The organism is Streptomyces sp. B1I3 (genome assembly GCF_030816615.1).
GTDB lineage: Bacteria > Actinomycetota > Actinomycetes > Streptomycetales > Streptomycetaceae > Streptomyces.
Map to the genome: position 1 here is coordinate 7139215 of NZ_JAUSYD010000001.1, position 13393 is coordinate 7152607.

Below are 13393 nucleotides of genomic sequence, written 5' to 3' on the forward strand. Positions count from 1 at the left end.
TGCCGGCCGCAGTCCCCGTCAGTCGGTGCCGAACTCCATCGCGGCGCGGTCGAGCATCTGGTCGGCGTCGCCCTCGGCCGGGCCGCGGGACGCGATGACCTCGGCGCCGCCCTCCGGCATCTCGCCGATCAGCTTCGTCGAGTCGGCCTGGGCGGCACCGAGCAGCGCCGCGTGGGTGTTGCCGACGATGCCGAGGCCCGCGTACTGCTCCAGCTTGGCGCGGGAGTCGGCGATGTCGAGGTTGCGCATGGTGAGCTGGCCGATCCGGTCCACCGGGCCGAACGCCGAGTTGTCCGTGCGTTCCATGGACAGCTTGTCGGGGTGGTAGCTGAACGCCGGGCCGGAGGTGTTCATGACCGAGTAGTCCTCACCGCGCCGAAGCCGCAGCGTCACCTCTCCGGTGACTGCCGCGCCCACCCACCGCTGCAGCGACTCGCGGACCATCAGGGCCTGCGGGTCGAGCCAGCGGCCCTCGTACATGAGTCGGCCCAGGCGCCGTCCCTCGTTGTGGTACTGCGCGACCGTGTCCTCGTTGTGGATCGCGTTGACCAGACGCTCGTACACGGCGTGCAGCAGCGCCATGCCCGGGGCCTCGTAGATGCCACGGCTCTTGGCCTCGATGATCCGGTTCTCGATCTGGTCGGACATGCCCATGCCATGGCGGCCGCCGATGGCGTTGGCCTCCATCACCAGGTCGACCGGGGAGGCGAACTCCTTGCCGTTGATCGTCACCGGACGGCCCTGGTCGAAGCCGATCGTCACGTCCTCGGCGGCGATCTCGACCGAGGGGTCCCAGAACCGCACCCCCATGATCGGGTCGACGGTCTCGACGCCGGTGTCGAGGTGCTCCAGCGTCTTCGCCTCGTGGGTGGCGCCCCAGATGTTGGCGTCGGTGGAGTAGGCCTTCTCCGTGCTGTCGCGGTAGGGGAGGTCGTGGGCGAGCAGCCACTCCGACATCTCCTTGCGGCCGCCGAGTTCGGAGACGAAGTCCGCGTCGAGCCACGGCTTGTAGATGCGCAGGTGGGGGTTGGCGAGCAGCCCGTAGCGGTAGAACCGCTCGATGTCGTTGCCCTTGAACGTCGAGCCGTCGCCCCAGATCTGCACGTCGTCCTCGAGCATGGCCCGGACCAGCAGGGTGCCCGTGACGGCGCGGCCGAGCGGCGTGGTGTTGAAGTACGCGCGCCCGCCGGAGCGGATGTGGAACGCGCCGCAGGTGAGCGCGGCCAGGCCCTCCTCGACCAGCGCCGCGCGGCAGTCGACCAGACGCGCGATCTCGGCGCCGTACGCCGACGCACGGCCGGGCACCGACGCGATGTCGGGCTCGTCGTACTGGCCGATGTCGGCCGTGTAGGTGCACGGGACGGCACCCTTGTCGCGCATCCACGCGACGGCGACGGAGGTGTCGAGTCCGCCGGAGAAGGCGATGCCGACGCGCTCGCCGGTGGGCAGGGAGGTGAGAACCTTAGACATGGGAAGAGTATGCGCCAGATCGCATGATCATGCAAAGTGGGCTGCGTGACTCCGCTGCCGGCACCTCCACGGGAAGCCGGTGCGCGCACGAATGACCGCCGTCGGTGTGGCGGGTCGCCACGCCACGGCGAAGGAGCCGTACCGCCGGGGCAGGGGACCGCCGCGACGACCGTTCCGGGCCGTTCCTGGCCGGCCGCGTGACCTTCGGGGCGTACGCGGGCATAGGTCCTGTCCGGGACGGGACCCACGGCCCCACGACGCACAGCGGACGGAGACAGGCGATGGCCCCCACCACCGGCGAGGCCCGCGCGGCGAAGGCCCCCCGCAGCATCCGGCTGCCGGGGATCATGCTCGGGATCGGGCTGGGCGGGTTCGTCGACGGCATCCTGCTGCACCAGCTCCTGCAGTGGCACCACATGCTCACCAGCACCGACGACGACCGCATCGGGGTGAAGTACTACAACCCCCACACCGTCTCGGGCCTGGAGATGAACACCGTGTGGGACGGCATCTTCCACGTCGTGTGCTGGTTGGCGGTCCTCGTGGGCCTGGCCGTCCTGTACTCCCGGGTCACCCGCGACCGCCGCCGCGTATGGGCCTCCCGCGTGCTGTGGGGCTGGATTTTGGCCGGCTGGGGTCTGTTCAACATCGTGGAGGGGCTCATCGACCACCAGATCCTGGCCATCCACCACGTCCACGGCGGCCCCCACCGGATCTGGTGGGACATGGGATTCCTCCTCCTGGGCCTGCTCCTGCTCATCGGCGGCCACCTCCTCCGGCGCAGCGGGGAGCCGTTCGACCCCGACGCCCCCGCGCGGGGTGGGCGGCAGGCCGGGAACGACTGATGGACCACGACATGCCCCTGCCCGACCCCGGAGCCTCCGGCGGCGTGCCGGGGGCCGCGGTGCCCGCGTTCGTGCTGCTGTTCGCCGGCGCCTACCTGGTGCTGGCCCACCGGGCCCGCCGCCGCAACCCCGTACAAGGGTGGAGCCGATGGCGGACAGCCGGCTTCGTGGCCGGGATCGCGCTGCTCGCGCTGGCCCTGCTGCCGCCCGTCGCCGCGTACGCCCACCACGACTTCCGCGGGCACATGGTCCAGCACATGCTCATCGGGATGTACGCGCCGCTCGCCCTCGTACTCGGCGCCCCCGTCACCCTGCTGCTGCGCACCCTGCCCGCCCCAGGGGGCCGGGGGCTGACCAGGGTGCTGCACAGCCGCCCGGCCCGCCTGGCGGCGCACCCCGCCGTCGCGCTGCTCCTGTCCACCGGCACCCTCGTGGCGCTCTACGTCACCCCGCTGTACGACGCGACCATGCGCCACCCGGCAGGGCACTGGCTGCTGAACGCGCACTTCCTGCTGTCCGGGTGCCTGTTCGCCCACGCCGTCGCCGGGCCCGACCCGGCGCCATCACGGCCGGGCGTACGTGCCCGGCTGGTCTGCCTGGGTGTCGCGATCGCGGTACACGCCGTGCTCTCGCAGATGATGTACGGGGGCTTCTGGACGGACGTCCACGCGCCCGTCGACCAGGTCCGGGGCGGCGCGGAGATCATGTACTACGGCGGCGACATCGCCGAACTCCTCCTGGCCGCCGCCCTGGTGGCCACCTGGCGCCCCGACCCCCGGCCACGCCCGCGCGCCCGGGGACCTGCCCGGGGCGTGCCTGCGGGAGGAGCCGGGGGCTGAGGCGTTCCCGCCCCCGGCCGCGCCGGGCCGGAACGGGCCCTGCGCAGGGGTAAGAAGGGGGTGTGCAGACTTTTCTCCCTTTTCCCTCCTTCGCGGACTCGGCACTGGTCCTGGACGGGCGGCGGCTCGGCAAACAGCGGGTGGAAGCGCTCCAGGTGCTACGCGGTCTGACCGTCCCGGGCTACGGCTGGCGCAGACACCCGGCCGTCCGCATGTGGGCCGGGTACGAGGAAGCACTCGTACGGTACGGGCTGGACATCTGCGCGGCGTGGACGGCCGAGGGGCGCTCCGACACCTGCGCGGCCACCCTGACGCGGGACTTCGGCGCCTGGCGTCCCGGGGCGGCGGTCCGGAGCCAGGGCGGGCTGGCCTCGGCCGGGGAGCTGCCGCCCTGGCTCGGGATCCCCGAGTTCCACCGCAGCCACCAGTCGGCGCTGCTCCGGAAGGACCCGGACTTCTACCGCGACCGCTTCCCCGGGGTGCCCGGCGACATGCCGTACTTCTGGCCGAAGTCGGATCGCGACCCGGAACCCGGGCCCGCCGGATGACCCGGTGTGCCCTCTCGGTGTCGATGGGGGCCGGCAGCTCGTGCGTCCGGTCGCGCTTCACGGACGGAAGCTGAGGGCCCGTCTGGTGACGCCCCGTCCGTCCGGCAGCCGCACGCCTGTGGAGCGGCCGCCGGGAGGGGCCGCCGCCGTAGGGGGCGATGGGGGGATCCTTCGCCGGGGCGGCGGCCGGCCGGGGACCGCGGTCAGCGGGAAGGGTGAGAAGGGCACCGCTGAGGCTCGCCCCACGGCATCTCCAGTGCGGCCCGCAGGGCGGCGACCATGTCGATGCCGATGCGCGCCTCCAGTTCCTCCTCCAGGCGTTCCAGGACGCCGAGGGCCTTCCGGTGGGTGCGGGCCCCCTCCTGCGTGCGCCGGATCAGGCGCTGCCGGCCGTGAGCCGGGTCCGCCACCTGCTCCAGGTGCCCCGACGCGATCAGGCCGTGCACGGCCTGATGGGTCGTCTGGCGGGCGACCCCCATCCTGCGGGCCAGCTCGGCGACGGTCGTGCCCTCCTCGTCCAGCACGGCGAACAGCTCGAGCTGGGCGGGGGACACCGGCGCGATGCCCGCGGCCTCCAGGGACGCGAGCAGCCCCTCCTCGAACCAGCGGCGGGCGTCGAGCAGCAACTGGGGGAGGTTGGGGCGGGGCGGATACATCGGTTCCTCGTGGTGGAAGGCAGGGCAGGGCGAGTGTACGGCCTGGCTTGTCAACCCAGGCTCCGGCATGTCAGGCTACCTGACATTCGACGTGGGCCTTCCTTCCGCCTGGAGCTTTCATGACCTTCGAGTACGCCACCCGCTACCGCCGCGCCTCGCACATCCCCCCCGACCCGGGCAAGCCGTACTTCATCGAGAAGGGGAACGGCGACCGCGCCCACCTGTTCACCGACCTGTTCACCATCTACGCGGGCGGCGAACAGACCGAGAACACCTTCAACTTCTTCACCTGTGAAGGCCCCAAGGGCGATGTCATCCCCGCCCATTCACACGCCGACACCTATGAGGTCTTCTACATCACGCACGGAGCCGTCCGGCTGTTCGTCGAGGATCTGGAGGGGGAGCAGTACGAGAAGCTGCTGACACCCGGCGACTTCGGATTCGTGCCGAAGAACTGCCCGCACTCCTACCGCATGGAGCGTCATCACAGTCAGATCGTCGGCGTCGCCGCCGGTCCGGGCGGCACCTTCGAGCGGTTCTTCGAGAACCTCGGCGCCCCCGCCGAGGAACTGGGTCTGCCGAGCGCACCGGTCATCCCGGCACGGGAGAAGTTCGCGACGGTTCCCCGGGCGTACGACGTGACGTTCCTGCCCGAGCAGCAGTGGCGCAGCCGGTGAACCCCGAACTGCTGAAGGTGATCGGCGCGCCCGCTCCGGACGTCGCCCCGCTCCCGCCGGCGGTCGTCCACGCGTCCGGGGTACGGACCCTGCGTGCGCTTCCCTATGCCGAAGTGGAGGGCAGCCGGCCCCTGGAGCTGGACCTCTGGCTGCCGCGGGACTCCGGGGCACCGCACCCCCTGGTCCTCTTCGTGCACGGGGGTGCCTGGCGCCGTGGGCGGCGCGACGACATGGGCCTGCGTACGCGGCACTGGGAGCCCGGACCCTTCGCGCGCATGGCCGCGGCCGGTCTGGCCGTCGCGACCGTCGACTACCGGCTCAGTGGTGAAACCACCTTCCCCGGACCCCTGGACGACCTGCGTTCGGCGTTGCGCTGGCTCACCCTGCGCCGCACCGAACTGTGCATCGATCCCACCCGCACGGTGGTGTGGGGCGAGTCCGCGGGTGGGCACCTCGCCTCGTTGCTCGCCCTCACCCGTCCCGGCCCTTCCCTGGCCGGCGCCGTCATCTGGTACGGCCCCAGTGACCTCACCGCCGCCGGGCCGGGCACCCCCGAGGCGCTCCTGCTCGGCGCCGACCCGGCCACCGTCGCGGACCGGGCCCGCCAGGCCAGTCCGCTCACGCATGTGCACGCGGCCGCGCCGCCGTTCCTGCTCGTGCACGGTGAACAGGACAGCATGGTCCCCTGCGCACACAGTGAACGTCTCGCGGCCGGCCTCGGCGAAGCCGGCGCCCGGGCCGAGCTGTGGACCGTGCCCGGCTCGGACCACGTCTGGTACGGGCTCCCCGATGAGCAGGTGGAAGCGGTCTTCGCCCGGTCGCTGAACTTCGCCACGGACCTGCTGCTCGGGCCCGGGCGCCCGTAGCGCCGCGGCGATGCGCCCAGGCGCACCGGAGGAGGTGCGCGCAGTCGCTTCCGGCGCGCGGCGGGGCCGTATCCCGTACTCGCGGCAGGGCCCCGGGCGTGCCCGGGGCCCCGCCGCGGCGGTTCCTCGATCCGTGTGATCCGAGCGGAGGACGGCCTGATCCGAGCGGAGGACAGTCTGATCCGAGCGGAGGACAGGACAGTCTGATCCGAGCGCAGACCTAGGGCCCGCCGGGTCCTTGCCGCCGTGCCTCACCGGCCAGCTGCTGTCCGGATTCGCGGGCCCGGTCGGTGACCTGTTCGGCCTGGCCGCGCCCCTCGTCACGGGTGGTGCGGGCGGCGTCCGTCGCGGTCTCCTTGACCTGCTGCGCCGCCTGTTTCGCCGTCTCGGTGGCGTCCTCCTTCACGCGCCGGGCGGATTCGGCGGCGGCCTCCTTGACCGGCTCGACCGCGCCACTCGCCTGCTCGGAGAGCCGGCCTGCCGCCTGCTCCTCGGCCTGGGACCCGGGGAGAAGAGAGGCCGCCAGCAGGCCTGCGCCGAAGGCGATCAGTCCGGCGGCCAGAGGATTGCCCTCTGTCTGCCGCAGTGCCTGTTCCGGTGCCTGCCTGACCGCCTCGCCCACTTGCCCTGCGCCCTCCGGCACGGCGTGTGCCGCCTGCCGAGTCCGCTCGGCGGCCTGACCGCCCGTGTCCGAGGCGGCGCCCATGACCCTGTGCCGCAGGCCGGTGGCCCTCGAGCGCACCCGGTCGGTGCGCCGTCGCACCACGCGCTTCGGACTGGCGCGGTCGGCCAGCTGGTCCACGTCTTGGGAGAGCCTGTTGCGAGTCGCCTGGATGTCGGCCTTTACCTGGTCGGGTGACGTGCCCACTGTGCGTCCTCCTTCAATGTCTCCATGGTTCGTTCCGGCTGGGGCGAGACGCGCCGCATCCTGGCCCGGCCCATCACGAACAGCACGCCCGCGACGGCCGCCCACACAGCGGTGACGATCAGTGCCGCCCAGCCGGCGTCCATGACGTTGGCCAAGCCGAACACAGCTGCCAGCGACAGGAACAGCGCCACCATGTAACCGGCGAACCCGGCCCCGCCGAACATTCCGGCGGCCTTGGCCGCCTTGGTCGCCTCCTCACGGATTTCGGCCTTGGCGAGTTCCACCTCCTGCCGGAACAGCACCTGCACGTCCGACGTCACCACGGACAGCAGCTCGCCGACCGAGCGGTCCTCGACCGTGCTCTGCGTCGTGGACATCGACTGCCTCGATATGGTCGACATCTCACACCCCCGGACGGCGCGGAAGCTCCGCCCGTGCCGAGCCGGCCGGCTCCAGCGCGTCCCTCTCCCGGGAACCGTCGGCCGATCGGCCACCGTCCGGCGAGTGGGCCGCCTTGCCTGCCTTGCCGAGACGTCCGACGACGAGTCCCGCCAGCACCGCTCCGCCCAGGAACGCGCCCGGCCGCCGACGGCCGAAGTCCCGCAGATCGCCCAGCATGTCGTCGAGGCTGTTCTCGGCGAGATAGTTCGCGGCCCGGTGACCCTGGCCCGCGGTGCGGACCGTGAGGCTGCGGGCCGGGGAATCGCCCGATGCTCCCTGGGCGAGACCCTCGAGATCGTCCGCCCACTGCCGCACCGCGTCGGCCAGGCGGTCCGTCTGTTCCTGCCCCTCGTCCATCAGGCGCCGCTTCAAGTCGTGCATCGCGCTGTCGGCCTGCCGGCGAGCTTCACCGGCCACCTCCTTCGCCTGCTCGGCGGCGGTCCCGGCCACTTCGCCGGCCGCCTGCCCGGCCTGGGAGGTCGTTGCCGAGGCCTGTTCCTTCGCTGTCCGACCCACTTGCTGCGCCCGCTCGGCTTCCCTCATGAGCCATCCCTCCTTCAACGGGGGCACCGGCCCGGCCCTTCGACCCGCCGCATGTGAAGCGGCCTGCCTGCGAGCCCTCCCGCGCTGCCGCGGCGGATCCGGCCGGTACTGTTCCAAGGCCTTCACACCCCGGGTAACCATCAGATAAGTGCGCAAACAACCCATGACGAGACTTTTGCGGGCATATCAATACGGCGCGGCTGTCATGTCTCCATGCCGCGTCGATCCGGCCACTGCGACGTGCCGACTTCGGGGGAGGCCGACCTCGCACCGGGCGCCGCGGAGGTCTGCCCCGGCGGCGCGGCTCAGTGGGCCAGGGTGAAGTCCTGGCCGAGCCGGTCGAGGAGTCCGTCCCGGTGCAGGGCGGATATCGGCTGCAACAGGTCGGGGTGGCGCAGCAGGGCGGCTGCCTCGAGGTCGTGCGCGTCGGGCGAGACGAGGCGCCGGAAGCCGGCGGCTCCGTCACTCATGTGCTCGCCTCCGGCGAGCGCGGCCACGGCGGCCTCGGCCAGTGAGGGGCCGGCCAGCAGGCAGGCGGCCCAGCTGGCGACGACCTCGTCCACCCACGAACACCACGGGTGGGGGTCCTGGGCGCCGAAGCCTCCTGTCACCCGGTCGAGCCGGGCCGAGCCACCCGGCCCGGCCATGGTCACGAGGGCGGCGTCCATCGCGGTCGGGTAACGCAGCCAGGCGGCGACCGTGACGGCCTGCCGCGCCTGCACCTCCGACAGCGCCGACGAGAACGCGCCCCGCGACGGGTAGGCGCGCGTGAGCCACTGTGCGGTCGCGGTAATCAGTTCGGAGAGATCAACGTGCACGCCGGCCACCCGTAGTCGCCACGGAATCAGGGCTGCCGACGCTACGCCGGAGGCCTCCGTGTCCCGCATGACGCAGAACACAGCCCGGCAGTGGCGTCCGCCACTGCCGGGCTGCCGGGGTGCGGCCGGTTCCCGCCGGCTACGGGCCGGGGCCGGCAGGACCGCGAGCGGGGTCAGACCGCCGGCGCCGGGTAGGTGGGGTACTCCACTCCCGAGACGTGCTGGACGACGCGGATGACCTGGCACGAGTAGCCGAACTCGTTGTCGTACCAGAGATAGAGGATCGCGTTGTCGCCCTCGACCTTCGTGGCACCGGCGTCGACGATCGAGGCGTGGCGCGAGCCGATGAAGTCGCTCGAGACGGCGTCAGGGGCGCTGATGAAGTCGATCTGGCGCTTGAGCGGCGAGGTCAGGGACACGTTGCGGAGGTAGCCGAGGACGTCCTCGCGGGTGGTCTCGCGGCCGAGCTGGAGGTTGAGGATCGCGATCGACACGTCCGGTACGGGAACGCGGATCGAGCTGCCGGTGATCGTGGCGTCGAGGTCGGGCAGTGCCTTCGCGACGGCGGACGCGGCACCGGTCTCGGTGATGACCATGTTCAGTGGCGCCGAGCGGCCGCGGCGGTCGGACGCGTGGTAATTGTCCAGCAGGTTCTGGTCGTTGGTGAACGAGTGGACGGTCTCCACGTGGCCGCGCAGCACGCCGTACTCGTCGTTCATCGCCTTCAGCGGCGGAACGATCGCATTGGTCGTGCAGGACGCGCAGGACAGGATCTGCTCGTCCGGCTTGATCGTGTCGTGGTTGACGCCGTGCACGATGTTGGGGACGTCGCCCTTGCCCGGCGCGGTCAGGACGACCTTGGCGATCCCGGGGCGCAGGTGCTGGGACAGGCCTTCACGGTCGCGCCACCTGCCGGTGTTGTCGATGAGGATGGCGTCCTTGATGCCGTACGCCGTGTAGTCCACCTCGGCGGGGTCGTCGGAGTAGATCACCTTGATCTCGTTGCCGTTGGCGATGATCCGGTCGTCGGCCTCGTCGACGGTGATCGTGCCCTGGAACTGGCCGTGGATGGAGTCACGCCGCAGCAGTGAGGCGCGCTTGACCAGGTCCTGGCCGGCGGCCCTGCGGACGACGACGGCACGCAGCCGCAGGCCGTTGCCGGAGCCGGCCTTCTCGATCAGCAGGCGGGCGACGAGACGGCCGATGCGGCCGAATCCGTAGAGGACGACGTCGCGCGGCTCGCGGCGCTCGATCTTGTCGGCGCCCGTCGCGCCGGCGACGGCCTCGGCGGTGAACTCCGCGATCGGCAGACCGCGGCCGTCGGTCCGGTACGTGGCGGCCAGCATGCCGATGTCGATCTGGGCGGGGCCGAGGTCGAGCGTGGTGAGGGCCTGCAGGAAGGGCAGCGTCTCCGTGACCGAGAGTTCCTCGCCGGCTATCTGGCGGGCGAACCGGTGGATCTTCAGGAGGCTGACCACCGACCTGTTCACCAGGGACCGGCTGTGGAGGAGGACCGTGACGTCCCGCTCCCGGTGCAGCTTCCCGATGATCGGGATCATCGACTCGGCGATCTCCTCGCGGGTCTTCCAGTTCGTGAACGCGTCTTCGTTGACAGTCACAGGTCCATCTTTCGAGCTAGGCGGTGCTCATATGTTAGACCCTTGGTTTTCCGGTCGTTCGGACGGTCCTGCCGAGTGACTTCCCGCCGGTCCGGAGGCGGCCCGGAGGCGGCCCGGAGACGGCCCGGAGACGGCCCGCGGGCCGTCTCCGGAAGGCGTACCGGCGGCACGTCGGGCCCGGGCCGACGGTCAGGCGTGGGACAGGGCGAAGGACACCAGGAAGCCGCTGACGATGATCAGCCCCATGGCCAGGTGGGTGTCCTCGAAGGCTTCGGGAATCATCGTGTCCGCGATCATGGCGAGGATCGCACCCGCGGCGACCGCTGTGACCGCGGCGATCACGGCCGGTGAGAATCCGCCGATCACGGTGTAGCCGAGGACCGCGGAAACGGTGCACGTCGCGGCGATCGCGCCCCACACGCCGAAGACGTACCTCTTGCTGCGCCCGGCCTTCTTCATGCCTGCCGCGCTCGACAGTCCTTCCGGGACGTTGCTGATGAAGACGGCCGCCACGGTCACCATGCTCACCGCGCCACCGTCGAGAAGACTCACCCCGATGACCGCGGATTCCGGAACACCGTCGAGCAGCGCTCCCAGGGCGAGCGCCGCCCCGGAGCCGCCCTGCTCGGCCTCCGAGGGCTGGCCCTGCCCGTGACCGGACCGTTTGCGGTGGCGGGCTCCGCGGTGGGCCAGCCACATGTTCCCCACCGTGTAGGCGACCGCGCCGCCGAGCGTTCCCACGACGGCCGGCGCCAGGCCCGCCTGCTCGTACGCCTCCCCGACCAGTTCGAAGGAGACGGCGGAGATCAGCACCCCCGCGCCGAAGGCCATGACGGTCGCGATCACCCTCTGCGGTACCCGCACGGCGAAACCGGCCGCGGCGCCGACGAGCAGCGCCGAACCGGCCACCAGCCCCCACAGACCTGCCTGTATCACTTCATCCATGCCGCCCTCCGTACCCCGTACAGCCGCGATCACCGCCTGACCGCGGAACAGACACCTGCCCGGGTCAGCTCCGCGCGGGCCGGTGCAGTGGCAGCTCCGCCCAGATGGTCTTCATGGGGTGGGCGTAACGGGTGCCCCAGCGCGTGGAGAGCTGGGCGGTGATGAAGAGTCCGCGCCCACCCTCGTCGACGGAGCGGGCGTGACGCAGATGCGGAGCGGACGGGCTGCTGTCGCTGACCTCGACGGTGAGCGCGTCGGTCCGGATCAGGCGCACGGTCAGGGGCGGGGAGCCGTGGCGGACGGCATTGGTGACCAGCTCGCTGACGGCGAGTTCCACGGCGTCGCCTGCGTCCGGGGGGACGCCCCACCGCGCCAGGTGCTCACGGACCGCGCGGCGCGCCAGGGACGGGGCCTGATGGGTGTGAGGCAGTTCCCGGGTGATGTGGTCCGCCCCGGGGAGTCCGGCCGCCCGGGCGAGGAGCAGGACGGAACCGTCGTACTGCTCCTGGCCGGAGAAGGAGTAGACGAGCTGGTCACAGAGTTCCCGCAGGGCGGGGAGGTCCTGCGCGGGAGCGGGGCGGCGGGGGCACGCGGCCGAGGCGTCGCCGCTGAGCATGGCGAGTACGGCGCCGCCGCTCAGGTCGACCGTGGTGACGGGGAAGGGGGCGGCTCCGGGCGAACCGAGCGGCGCTCCTTCCTGCAGTGAGGCTGTGACGTCGTCACCGTCGGCCCGCATCAGGAGCGGTGGCCGGTGACCGGCGCACGCCATCGTGCACAGGCCCGTGAAGGGGTCGAAGACGGCGTAGAGGCACGTCGCCGCGAGCGGCTGGGTGTGCAGCGAGTCCCCCGCCGGCAGGGCCGCCCGTTCCGCGGCCAGTTGGGCGGCCGTGTCGGAGAGCCGGGCGAGGAGTTCGTCCGGCGGCAGATCGAGCGCGGCCAGGGCGCGCGTCGCTGTCCGCAGCTGCCCCATGCTGGTGGCGGCGTTGATGCCGTGGCCCAGGACACGGCCGACGATCAGGGCGGTGCGGGCGCCGGACAGCGGGATGGTGTCGTACCAGCTCCCGCTGGAGCGGCCGGGGAGGTAGGCGTGGGCCGTCTCCAGCCCCGGAGCACGGGTGTCCGCCTGGGGGAGCAGCCGGCGCTGGAGGGTCGAGGCGATGGTGTGGTCGCGCTGGTAGCGCCTGGCGTTGTCGAGGGCCAGCGCCGCCTGCCCGGCGAGCAGGACCGCCTGCGTCCTGTCGGGTGTGGTGAACGGGGCGGAGCCTTCGCACCTGTACAGGCTGAGGATGCCCAGGACCGTCCCTCGCAAGGTGAGCGGCACGGCGAGGAGGGAATGGGCGGAAGTTGCCGCGACGATCTCGGCGTGCGCCGGCGCGGTCGTGAGCCAGGGCGTGTCGGGCCCGACCGCGGCCATGCGCGGCTGCAGGTCGGAGAGAGCGCGAGCGTGCGGGGTGGCCGCCGGCAGGAGCAGCATGCGCCCCCACAGGACCGAACCGTCCTCGTCCTCCGTCCGGTGTGACGGGCCGAGCAGGGCCGTCCGCCGCAGGGGCACGGCCGGATCGAGCGGCGCGAGCGGCGGATCGCCACCGCGCAGGACGTCGTCGACGAGCTCCACCACGGCGGCGTCTGCGAACGCCGTGGCGGCGGCGGCGAGGCTCGCGCAGGTCTCCGCGAGGTCCAGGGACTGCCCGATCTGCCGGCGGGCGTCGGCGGTCCCACTGGCCAGGGCGTCGACGCCGTCCACGAGGACCCGGTCGGCCACCAGGGCGAGCAGTCCGAGCAGCTGCCCCGCTTCGTGGCGCAGAGGCTGCAGGAACAGTGAGAGGGGAGGGGCGGGTGCCGCGCTGTGATCGGTGATCTCCCACACGTCCACCCACGGCACGGTGGCCTCGTTCCGCAGCGCTTGTGCCAGGAGGGTTTCGAGCCCTTTCCAGGTGTCCATGCGGTAGACGTCCGTGAACCGCGACGCGGGTACCGGCGCCGTGACCCCGGCCCGCCGGATGACGAGATCCGTGTCCAGTACGTAGACGCGCTGTGCGGTCTGCTGGAAGAGGGCGTCGAGGAGTGACTGCTCCAGGGCGTCCGCCGCAGGGACCGGCCCTTCGTCGTCCGGCACGGTCCCACCGCCTCTCCCTCGGGTGCCCTTGCTCCTGCCTGGCTGTCTACAGAATCGGTCAGCCGGCCCCGCCCTGCCAGCGGACCCGTGTGCCGGTGGACCCGTGAGACGCCGGGCGCGGACGGCGCTGGGCTCCGGCGGG

At 72.0% G+C, this 13393-nt stretch carries 14 protein-coding genes; 5 read left to right on the forward strand and 9 right to left on the reverse strand.

The window, feature by feature from the left end:
* Nucleotides 1-18: 18 nt before the first annotated feature.
* On the reverse strand, nt 19-1470 hold the full coding sequence (argG, locus tag QFZ58_RS32440) for an argininosuccinate synthase (protein ID WP_307128431.1): 1452 nt from the start codon (nt 1468-1470) through the stop codon (nt 19-21).
* A gap of 281 nt (nt 1471-1751) precedes the next feature.
* On the opposite strand from argG, the gene QFZ58_RS32445 reads away from it, so the two are divergent.
* The 3 genes from QFZ58_RS32445 (at nt 1752) to QFZ58_RS32455 (ending at nt 3702) form a co-directional block, all read left to right on the forward strand.
* Nucleotides 1752-2315 (forward strand): DUF2243 domain-containing protein, encoded by a 564-nt coding sequence (locus tag QFZ58_RS32445; protein WP_307128432.1) that lies wholly within the window; start codon nt 1752-1754, stop codon nt 2313-2315.
* Nucleotides 2315-3154, forward strand: coding sequence for a cytochrome c oxidase assembly protein (locus tag QFZ58_RS32450; protein WP_307128433.1), 840 nt, complete (start codon nt 2315-2317; stop codon nt 3152-3154). Before QFZ58_RS32445 ends, QFZ58_RS32450 begins: the two co-directional genes overlap by 1 nt.
* A gap of 62 nt (nt 3155-3216) precedes the next feature.
* Nucleotides 3217-3702 (forward strand): MSMEG_6728 family protein, encoded by a 486-nt coding sequence (locus tag QFZ58_RS32455; RefSeq protein ID WP_307128434.1) that lies wholly within the window; start codon nt 3217-3219, stop codon nt 3700-3702.
* A 203-nt stretch (nt 3703-3905) separates the two neighbouring features.
* Here QFZ58_RS32455 and QFZ58_RS32460 read toward each other — a convergent pair whose 3' ends face one another.
* Complete coding sequence (locus QFZ58_RS32460) at nt 3906-4358, reverse strand: MarR family winged helix-turn-helix transcriptional regulator (protein WP_307128435.1); 453 nt, start codon at nt 4356-4358, stop codon at nt 3906-3908.
* Between the two features lie 119 nt (nt 4359-4477).
* On the opposite strand from QFZ58_RS32460, the gene QFZ58_RS32465 reads away from it, so the two are divergent.
* Both QFZ58_RS32465 and QFZ58_RS32470 read left to right on the forward strand, forming a co-directional pair.
* Nucleotides 4478-5035, forward strand: coding sequence for a quercetin 2,3-dioxygenase (locus QFZ58_RS32465; protein ID WP_307128436.1), 558 nt, complete (start codon nt 4478-4480; stop codon nt 5033-5035).
* Entirely contained in the window at nt 5032-5901 is an 870-nt protein-coding gene (locus QFZ58_RS32470) for an alpha/beta hydrolase (protein WP_307128437.1), read from the forward strand. Before QFZ58_RS32465 ends, QFZ58_RS32470 begins: the two co-directional genes overlap by 4 nt.
* Before the next feature lie 220 nt (nt 5902-6121).
* Here the strand turns inward: QFZ58_RS32470 and QFZ58_RS32475 are convergent, their stop codons facing one another.
* The 7 genes from QFZ58_RS32475 to QFZ58_RS32505 all read right to left on the reverse strand — a co-directional run bounded on the left by QFZ58_RS32475 (nt 6122) and on the right by QFZ58_RS32505 (nt 13251).
* Nucleotides 6122-6769: a DUF3618 domain-containing protein gene (locus QFZ58_RS32475; RefSeq protein ID WP_307128438.1), complete on the reverse strand. Its 648-nt coding sequence runs from the start codon at nt 6767-6769 to the stop codon at nt 6122-6124.
* A complete protein-coding gene (locus tag QFZ58_RS32480; RefSeq protein ID WP_307128439.1) occupies nt 6745-7146 on the reverse strand; it encodes a phage holin family protein in 402 nt (133 codons plus the stop codon). Before QFZ58_RS32480 ends, QFZ58_RS32475 begins: the two co-directional genes overlap by 25 nt.
* Before the next feature lie 25 nt (nt 7147-7171).
* Nucleotides 7172-7753, reverse strand: a complete 582-nt coding sequence (locus QFZ58_RS32485; RefSeq protein ID WP_307128440.1) for a hypothetical protein — start codon at nt 7751-7753, stop codon at nt 7172-7174.
* Between the two features lie 305 nt (nt 7754-8058).
* Nucleotides 8059-8571, reverse strand: a complete 513-nt coding sequence (locus QFZ58_RS32490) for a hypothetical protein (RefSeq protein WP_307128441.1) — start codon at nt 8569-8571, stop codon at nt 8059-8061.
* A gap of 173 nt (nt 8572-8744) precedes the next feature.
* Nucleotides 8745-10190 carry a glyceraldehyde-3-phosphate dehydrogenase gene (locus tag QFZ58_RS32495; RefSeq protein WP_307128443.1) on the reverse strand — a complete coding sequence of 482 codons (1446 nt, stop codon included), beginning with the start codon at nt 10188-10190 and terminating at the stop codon, nt 8745-8747.
* A 189-nt stretch (nt 10191-10379) separates the two neighbouring features.
* Complete coding sequence (locus QFZ58_RS32500; RefSeq protein ID WP_307128444.1) at nt 10380-11135, reverse strand: ZIP family metal transporter; 756 nt, start codon at nt 11133-11135, stop codon at nt 10380-10382.
* 64 nt (nt 11136-11199) lie between these two features.
* On the reverse strand, nt 11200-13251 hold the full coding sequence (locus QFZ58_RS32505) for an ATP-binding SpoIIE family protein phosphatase (protein WP_307128445.1): 2052 nt from the start codon (nt 13249-13251) through the stop codon (nt 11200-11202).
* Nucleotides 13252-13393 lie beyond the last annotated feature (142 nt).

What these genes read in the sequence shown, in the direction of transcription:
- QFZ58_RS32485 (WP_307128440.1), bottom strand. Translation starts at nt 7,753, where the DNA reads ATGAGGGAAGCCGAGCGGGCGCAGCAAGTGGGTCGGACAGCGAAGGAA.
- QFZ58_RS32450 (WP_307128433.1), top strand. Translation starts at nt 2,315, where the DNA reads ATGGACCACGACATGCCCCTGCCCGACCCCGGAGCCTCCGGCGGCGTG.
- QFZ58_RS32445 (WP_307128432.1), top strand. Translation starts at nt 1,752, where the DNA reads ATGGCCCCCACCACCGGCGAGGCCCGCGCGGCGAAGGCCCCCCGCAGC.
- QFZ58_RS32465 (WP_307128436.1), top strand. Translation starts at nt 4,478, where the DNA reads ATGACCTTCGAGTACGCCACCCGCTACCGCCGCGCCTCGCACATCCCC.
- argG (WP_307128431.1), bottom strand. Translation starts at nt 1,470, where the DNA reads ATGTCTAAGGTTCTCACCTCCCTGCCCACCGGCGAGCGCGTCGGCATC.
- QFZ58_RS32480 (WP_307128439.1), bottom strand. Translation starts at nt 7,146, where the DNA reads ATGTCCACGACGCAGAGCACGGTCGAGGACCGCTCGGTCGGCGAGCTG.
- QFZ58_RS32500 (WP_307128444.1), bottom strand. Translation starts at nt 11,135, where the DNA reads ATGGATGAAGTGATACAGGCAGGTCTGTGGGGGCTGGTGGCCGGTTCG.
- QFZ58_RS32460 (WP_307128435.1), bottom strand. Translation starts at nt 4,358, where the DNA reads ATGTATCCGCCCCGCCCCAACCTCCCCCAGTTGCTGCTCGACGCCCGC.